This window comes from Planktotalea sp. (assembly GCF_049680325.1).
In the GTDB taxonomy this organism is placed as follows: domain Bacteria; phylum Pseudomonadota; class Alphaproteobacteria; order Rhodobacterales; family Rhodobacteraceae; genus Planktotalea.
Genome location: NZ_JBAUHO010000162.1, coordinates 1 through 8,108, shown reverse-complemented (window position 1 = coordinate 8,108; position 8,108 = coordinate 1). Strand labels below are relative to the sequence as shown.

The 8,108-nt window shown below is 56.9% G+C and carries 6 protein-coding genes; 2 read left to right on the top strand and 4 right to left on the bottom strand.

What is annotated here, in order from left to right:
- From WBC85_RS07395 to WBC85_RS07380, 4 genes are all read right to left on the bottom strand, one after another.
- The coding region (locus tag WBC85_RS07395) for an amidohydrolase (protein WP_424434640.1) at positions 1-789 on the bottom strand (789 nt) is incomplete at its 3' end.
- 71 nt (positions 790-860) lie between these two features.
- Positions 861-2,201, bottom strand: a complete 1,341-nt coding sequence (locus tag WBC85_RS07390) for an NAD(P)/FAD-dependent oxidoreductase (protein WP_424434637.1) — start codon at positions 2,199-2,201, stop codon at positions 861-863.
- Entirely contained in the window at positions 2,201-3,373 is a 1,173-nt protein-coding gene (gene argE / locus WBC85_RS07385; RefSeq protein ID WP_424434634.1) for an acetylornithine deacetylase, read from the bottom strand. Before argE ends, WBC85_RS07390 begins: the two co-directional genes overlap by 1 nt.
- 30 nt (positions 3,374-3,403) lie before the next feature.
- On the bottom strand, positions 3,404-5,224 hold the full coding sequence (locus WBC85_RS07380; protein WP_424434631.1) for an ABC transporter ATP-binding protein: 1,821 nt from the start codon (positions 5,222-5,224) through the stop codon (positions 3,404-3,406).
- A gap of 322 nt (positions 5,225-5,546) precedes the next feature.
- Between WBC85_RS07380 and WBC85_RS07375 the strand changes: the two genes are divergently transcribed.
- The gene (locus tag WBC85_RS07375) at positions 5,547-7,250 is read left to right on the top strand and encodes a peptide ABC transporter substrate-binding protein (protein ID WP_424434628.1); all 1,704 of its coding nucleotides are present in this window, start codon (positions 5,547-5,549) and stop codon (positions 7,248-7,250) included.
- A 134-nt stretch (positions 7,251-7,384) separates the two neighbouring features.
- Positions 7,385-8,108, top strand: a 724-nt coding sequence (locus WBC85_RS07370) for an ABC transporter permease (protein WP_424434625.1), incomplete at its 3' end; no start/stop codon positions are given.

Sequence of the window (8,108 nt, the reverse complement as noted above, 5' to 3'; positions counted from 1 at the left end):
GGTGCGCACTGTGCCGCCAAGCTGTACCGTCTGCGGGATTACGTTAAAAACAGAGCTGTCATTGCTCATCGTGCAAACCGACAAAACTGCGTTTTTCAACGGATCCACATTGCGGCTGACGATTGATTGCAGGGCCAGAATGATATGGGCCGCGGCAATGTTTGGATCAATCGCATTGTTGGGCACAGCGCCGTGGCCGCCTTGCCCCGTGATGGTCAAAGAAAACTCGTCCGTTGCAGCCATGATACCGCCCGGGCGGATCGAAAAGTGACCCGTCGCAGTTCCCGGCATGTTGTGTAGGCCGTAAACCTCCTGCACGCCATATTTGTCCATAACGCCTTCATCGACCATGACCTTGCCACCGCCGCCGCCTTCTTCAGCGGGCTGGAACAGCAGCACGGCTGTGCCATCGAAATTGCGCGTTTCAACAAGATATTTCGCAGCGCCCAGCAACATGGCCGTGTGACCGTCATGCCCGCAGGCATGCATCGCGCCGGCGTGGGTAGACTTGTACTCGACATCCGCAGCTTCGTTGATCGGCAGCGCATCCATATCCGCACGCAAGGCAATGACGCGCCCGCAGGTGTCGGTCTTGCCTTTGATAACCGCAACCAAACCTGTTTGCGCAACGCCTGTCTCAAGGCTGTCCACACCGATTTCGCGCAGGCGCTCTTCCACGTATGCTGCCGTCTTGGGTAGATCGAATTGAAGCTCTGGAATGGTGTGCAGATGTCTGCGCCATTCAGTGATTTCTGCATGCAGGTCGGCAAATCGGTTGTGAATCGGCATATCTGAGTCCTTAAATCTCTGTCAAAACCGTGACCCATTCGCGCAGAACCCGCAAGGGGGCCTACGCCGCGTCACAGATTGGGGCCAAGCACCAGTTTGGAGCCATCCGAAAAGCGCGACAACCGGAAGCGATCAAGATCATGACCCGTCTCAAGCCCCTGCATCAGTTTAGCGGTGATGCGTCCGAATGCAGGTCCAATGCCAAAACCATGCCCACACATGCCCGTGCAGATCGTCAGGTTTGGCAAGGCCGCGCAGGTATCAACAACAGGTACGACATCGGGCATAACATCAATCATCCCTGCCCATGCCTCTTTGATCCGAACCGTGCCAAGGCTTGGGAAGGTATCGGCAAAATCGCGCGCCAATTTGCGCACTTTGGCCTTGTTGGGTGCGGAATTTAGAATGCGCATGGCCTCGAATGGGCTAACCTCGTCGCCGCTCCAACGCCGCTTTGTGCCCCATGCATCGGGAAACCCTTTTGGCGCGGCAGGCAAATAGCGCGTGCCTAGCGGGTCTTGGATCAGTTGCGGCATAAAGCGGGCAAAGGCGCGAAAAGCATCAGGGCCAAGGTAGAGTTCGTGAAAACCCGACGGCGCAAGCGAATAGCCGCCATCCGCGCGCCGCCGCCATGCAAGGCGATCGTCGACAGAATTGTCAGAAGCGACCTCAGGCACAGCCTCGCTTGCGGCAACAGTGGCGCGTACCGAAAGCTGCGGAATGGACACGCCATGCCTGCGCAGCAAAAGCGAGGACCACGATCCGCCCGCAAGCGCGACGCGCGTCGATTTGATCCGCCCCTGCTCTGTGATGACACCCGTCACCTGCCCGCCTTCGATATCAAGCAGGCGCACTGCGCAGTTTTCGATGATGGTTACACCATCCATAACCGCCGCACGGGCCAATGCAGGCACTGCAATCCAGGGCTCTGCGCGATAGTCTGTCGGCGTATAAAGCGCACCCGCCCAACGCGCATTGGCCTGCGGGATATGATCGGCCAACTCATGTGCGGACAGAATTCTGGACGCCAGCTGATAAGGTGCGGCTTGATCCAGCCACGCCTGAAAGCCGGCCATCCCCGCATCATCCGATGCCATAAACAACGTGCCCGTTTGCGCCAAACCCACGCCGCCTGCCCGCTTGTCCAGCTCTGGCCACATCTTTTGCGCTTCCAGCATGATCGACAGCTCGGCAATGTCGCGCCCCTGCGCGCGGATCCAGCCCCAATTGCGGCTGGATTGCTCGCCCGCAATGCGCCCCTTTTCCAGAAGCACAGGTTTCAGCCCCGCTTTCGCCAACTCCCAAGCGGTCATCACGCCGATGATGCCGCCGCCGATAATGATTGCATCCGCCTCGCCAGGAAGTGCGGCGCTATGTTCAATCGGGCTTTGTTCGTTGATCGTAAAGACCATCAGCCAAGGCGCTCAAGCAGTTTTTCCATAAAGACGTGGCCCGCGTTGAACTGCTCGATGGTGCAGAACTCGTTGGGCTGATGGGCCTGCGCGATATCGCCGGGGCCACATATGACCGCCGAATAACCGCGCTCCTGAAACTGGCCTGCCTCGGTACCATAGCTGACCTTATGCGAAGCATTGTCACCCGTGATCTGGCGCACCAGCGTTTCTGCCTCGCCATCATCTTCGGGCACAAGGGGCGGCACGTTAAAGCGTTGATCCAGATGGATTGCAGTTTGCGGCACGACAGCCTGCATTTCCGCTTCGACCTCGCGCACTTTCGCAAAATAGCGCTCGCCCCATTCGCCCGGATCTTCCCCCGGCACAACGCGGAAATCCACACCAAAGCGGCAATCCTTGGCAGTGATATTATGCGCTGTGCCGCCTTCTATCATGCCGACATGCACGGTGGTGAAAGGCGGATCGAACATCGCAGCCGTCTCGCTTGGCTCTTTCGCCATATTCTCTGCGTTCATCTGGTTGGCCCAGTCAATCAGCTTGGCCCCGTAAATGATCGCATTCGCGCCCGTGTGCAGGATCGAGCTATGCACCTCGAAGCCTTCAACATGGGTCAACCAACCACGCCCGCCCTTGTGACCTGTGACCGCCTGCATCATCGACGGCTCGCCCACAATGACAGCGCTGGCCTTGGGCAGGACCTCTAGGATGCGATCAATCATCGGCGGTGCCCCTGTGCAGCCGATTTCCTCATCAAAGCTAAGCGCAATTTGCAAAGGGCGCTTAACGCCGCGCTTTTGTGCCTCGACCAAGGCCCAGATCGCCAAAGCGTCAAAACCCTTCATATCGCAGGTGCCGCGCCCGTAATACTTGCCGTCTTTTTCGCTCACGGTCCATGGGTCCGTATCCCATGGCTGGCCATCAATCGGCACAACATCCGTGTGCCCGGACAGGACAAGACCGCCCTCCACCTCTGGCCCCACATGCGCGAAAAGCGCCGCCTTTTCAACGATGCGCCCTTCGGTGTCGTCATAATAGCGGTGGCAGGTGATGCCGTGGGAATTCAGATACTCTTCAACCCAGTCGATCAGCGGCAGGTTGCTGTCGCGGCTAACGGTCGGGAAGCTGATGAGCTTGGTCATCAGCTCGAGCGGGGTGAGAGTTTGGGTCACAATCAGACCTCCATTGATCGCATGCGCGGCTTAATACCCGCTATCGGTCAGCAATACGAAATGCTCGGGGCTTACTTCTTCATACATGGACGGCTCGGGCACGTAGCCAACAGGGTGCATCGGCGATGGAATGGGTTTGAAGTTCAAATCCTTCTCGTCCTTACGCTTGCGCGGATCGGCGATCGGCACCGCCTTCATCAAGGCCTGCGTATAAGGATGGCGCGGGTCTTCAAACACCGCCGCACGCGGGCCCATTTCAACGATACGGCCCAGATACATCACGCCAACATAATGGCTAACCCGTTCAACCACCGCCATATCGTGGGAAATAAACAGATAACTCAGGCCCAGTTCGGCCTGCAATTCCATCATCAGGTTCACCACCTGCGCCTGCACAGAAACGTCCAAAGCCGACACAGCCTCATCCGCGACAATCAGCTTGGGGTTCAAAGCAAGCGCGCGCGCAATGGCAACGCGCTGGCGCTGGCCACCAGACAATTCGTGCGGGAAACGGCGCAAGAAAGAGCGCGGCAGTTCCACGCGATCAAACAGCATCTCGATACGGTCCGTCAGCTCCTTACCCGACGCCGTGCCAAAGTTGCGCATCGGTTCGGCCACCTGCTCCATCAGCTGCATCTGTGGATTAAGCGACGCGAAAGGATCCTGAAAAATCATCTGCATGTCGCGGCGCGCTTCGCGCAGCTCGCTTTGGTTCATTTCCATGATGTCTTTGCCAGCAAGCGTGATCTGACCCGAAAGCGGCTCTACAAGGCGTAGCAGCGAACGCCCGACCGTCGATTTACCGCAACCTGATTCACCAACCAGCGACAGGGTTTGCCCCTTGTTGATGGTGAACGAAATATCCTCGGACGCATGCACATTCGCCACCACGCGGCGCAGCAGGCCACCCGTTACGGGAAACCGCGTCGTCAGGTTCGAGACTGCAAGCAATGGCTCATTCGTTCCGGGGATCGGCTTGATTTCATCCTGCTCATGGCCAAGCAGCTTCATCGGCTCCGGGGCCGCCTTGCCGCGCATCTCGCCCAGCTTGGGAACCGCCGCAAGCAACGCTTTCGTATAAGGATGCTGCGGGTTCTCGAAGATTTCCTCGACGGTGCCCTCTTCCACCTTATTGCCGCGGAACATGACCACCACGCGGTCCGCCATCTGGGCAACAACTGCCATATCATGGGTGATGAACATCACCGCCGTGCCTGTTTCGCGCTTAAGACGGTCCATAAGCGCCAGAATTTCCGCCTGAATGGTCACATCCAAAGCGGTCGTCGGCTCGTCCGCGATCAGCAAGCGCGGCTCGCATGCCAGTGCAATCGCGATCACAACACGTTGGCGCATACCGCCGGACAACTCATGCGGATATTGCTTCAGCCGCTTTTCAGGCTCGGGAATGCGAACCTGACGCATCAACTCGAGCGCGCGCTCCTCTGCCTGCGCCTTGGACAATCCGCGATGCACGCGCAGCCCTTCAGTCAGCTGGCGCCCGACGGTGAACACAGGATTGAGCGCTGTCATCGGCTCCTGAAAGATCATCCCGATCTCGTTGCCACGAATCGTGCGCATCAAATCCGGACCGGCCGCGCGCAAATCCAGCTCGCCATCGTTCTTGCGATCAAAAATAAGGCGGCCGCCTGAAATTTCACCGCCCCCGTATTCAACAAGGCGCATCAAGGACAAGGATGAAACCGATTTACCCGATCCGGATTCGCCGACAACACAGACCGTTTCCCCCGAATTGATCTCGAACGAAACGTTTTCAACACCAACGACAGGGCCGTCTTTCGTTTGGAATTCGACCCTTAAATTCTCAATTTTGGCGATTGGATTGTCGAGCATTGCGTCTTCCCCGATACGTGCTTGACGTCACGCTAGTGGCAGGAAGCAAGAGATGTCAAATCCCAACGGTTTTACGCAACGTCCATAGCCGCGTTTTAGGGAAACCAGACAAAAACAATGGATCATGGTGCTTGCATTTTCTTCAAACTCTGCTTCGATGGCGGCATTGGCTTGGGGGTTGCCGATTGCGACGGGTGTTAAAGCCCCGCGCGTTCTGCGTGTTTCCCCATAGGTCGTGTTTAAAGGATCGATATAAATCGGTCCCGGAAAACGCAGGTCTTTCCTCACATGGGGTTAGACTTGTTCAACAAGGAGAAGCTCTATGAAACTTCGTACACTCATGTTGGGTGCTGCTGCGAGTTTTGCGATGGCCCCAATGGCCATGGCGGAACGCGGTGCAGACGGCAACGTCAACATTATCTATTGGCAGGCACCGTCCACGCTGAACCCATATCTGTCCAGCGGCACGAAAGACATCGAATCTGCCTCGCTCGTGATCGAGCCGATGGGCCGCTACGACCAGAACGGCGCATTGGTTGCCTACCTTGCCAGCGAAATCCCGACAGTTGAAAACGGCGGCGTTGCGGCTGATCTCAAATCCATCACATGGAAGTTGAAAGAGGGTCTTTTGTGGTCTGACGGTTCTGCTGTCACCTCTGCGGACCTCAAGTTTACAGCTGACTACTGCATGCACCCCGAAGGCGGTTGCGCACAGCTGGCGAAATTCGAAGGCGTGACGGGCGTTGAAATCGTTGACGATCTGACAGTCACCGTCAGCTTCTCCGAACCAAAGCCAAACCCATATGGCCCGTTCATGGGTGGCCAGTCCCCGATTTTGCAAGCGGCCCAGTTTGCTGAATGCCTTGGCGCACGTGCACCAGAGTGTACAGAAGCCAACTTTGGCCCGATCGGCACAGGCCCGTTCGTTGTTACGGATTTCCGTCCAAACGACGTTATCCAGATGGAAGCCAATCAGAACTACCGTGACCCGGCAAAACCAGCCTTCGCGACGCTGACCTTCAAAGGTGGCGGCGATGCGGTCGGTGCGGGTCGTGCCGTTCTTGAAACAGGCGAATTCGACTATGCCTGGAACCTGCAACTGGCACCCGACGTCATCGCGAAGATGGCTGAAGGCGGCAAAGGCAAGACAATCGCAGCCTTCGGTTCGCTCGTCGAGCGCCTTGAAATGAACATGACCAACCCGTCTCCTGATCTGCCAGAGGGCGAGCGTTCCACAGCAAAGCATCCTCACCCGTTCATGAGCGATTTGGCAGTGCGTAAAGCCCTGTCCATGGCGATTGACCGCGAGTTGCTTGTTGAAGTCGGTTACGGTCAGGCCGGTCGTCCAACGTGTAACGTCGTTCCAGCACCTGCGCTTTATGCATCTGACAACACAGACTGCATGACACAGGACATTGATGGCGCGAAAGCGATGCTCGAAAGCGCGGGCTGGGTTGATAGCGACGGCGACGGTGTGCGCGAGAAAGATGGCGTTAAGCTGTCCATTCTCTACCAGACATCTACAAACGCCGTTCGTCAGGATTTCCAGGCGTTGATTAAAGACTGGTGGCAGCAAATCGGTGTCGAAACCGAACTGCGTAACATCGACGGTTCCGTCTACTTCGGCGGCGATCCCGGTTCACCCGATACCTTCCAGAAGTTCTATGCGGACGTTGAAATGTACGCCAACAACTTCGACGGAACAGATCCGGAAAGCTATCTGGCACAGCGCACATGCGACAAGCACCCCGGTCCTGACACTCAGTGGCAGGGTGAGAACATCAACCGCTTCTGCGATGCAGAATATGACAAGCTGGTTGCTGAACTCGGTCGCACAGGCGAATTGGCCAAGCGCGGCGAGATTGCCAAAAAGCTGAACGATATGCTCACAAAAGAGAGCTATTCCATCCTGCCTCTGGTTGATCGTGGTCGTGTATCTGCACATTCCAACTCACTCGGTGGTGTTGTCCTGAACACATGGGACTCCGAGCTGTGGAATGCATCTGACTGGTACCGCATCAAGTAAGTAGACTTGATCCCGCACCCTGCTTTCCGTTCGGTTGGCAGGGTGCATTTTGATTTCCCCCCCGGTCTGTTTGCCGCTGCCCTGCTCGTTTGTCAGGCCTGTCGCTAACACACCTGCCCAAAGTCTGGACCCGTATGCTGACTTTTACCATTAGACGCTTGATACTGTCGGTCCCGACACTGCTATTCATCGCCTTGGTGATTTTCACCCTCATGGAACTCGCCCCCGGCGATCCCATGGCGCAGGTGCCGCTGACGGTTCCACCAGAAGTGAAAGAAAAGATGCGCGAAGCCCTTGGCCTTGGCCAACCCGCGCATGTCCGTTTCTTCAAATGGCTCTATCAGTTCTTTGTTGTTGAACCGATGGTGTTCTGGGACTGGATGTGGGGCACAAGCTATACAGAGGGCATGCAACGCGTGATCTCCTGGCAAACCCGCAGCCCTGTTATGGATATCGTCATCCAGCGTATGCCGCAGACGCTCTGGGTTGTCGGCCTTGCCTATATCGTCGGCATCGCAATTGCCCTGCCGATTGGCATCTATTCCGCGTACCGGCAGTATTCGGTTTTCGATCAAACCGGCACATTCATTTCGATGATCGGCTTTTCGATCCCTCCGTTCTTTACAGGCCCCCTGCTCATCGTGATCTTCTCGGTCTATCTTGGCTGGTTCCCCTCGATCTATGACACCACCCATGTGGTGACCGACTGGGCCAGCTTCAAAGTGCAATTCATGCAGATGATAATGCCCGTCATGGTGCTGGCGCTGCAAACCACCGCGCAGATCAGCCGCTATATGCGCGCCGCCATGCTGGAAAACCTTAATCAGGACTACGTGCGCACGGCCCGCGCCAAGGGCC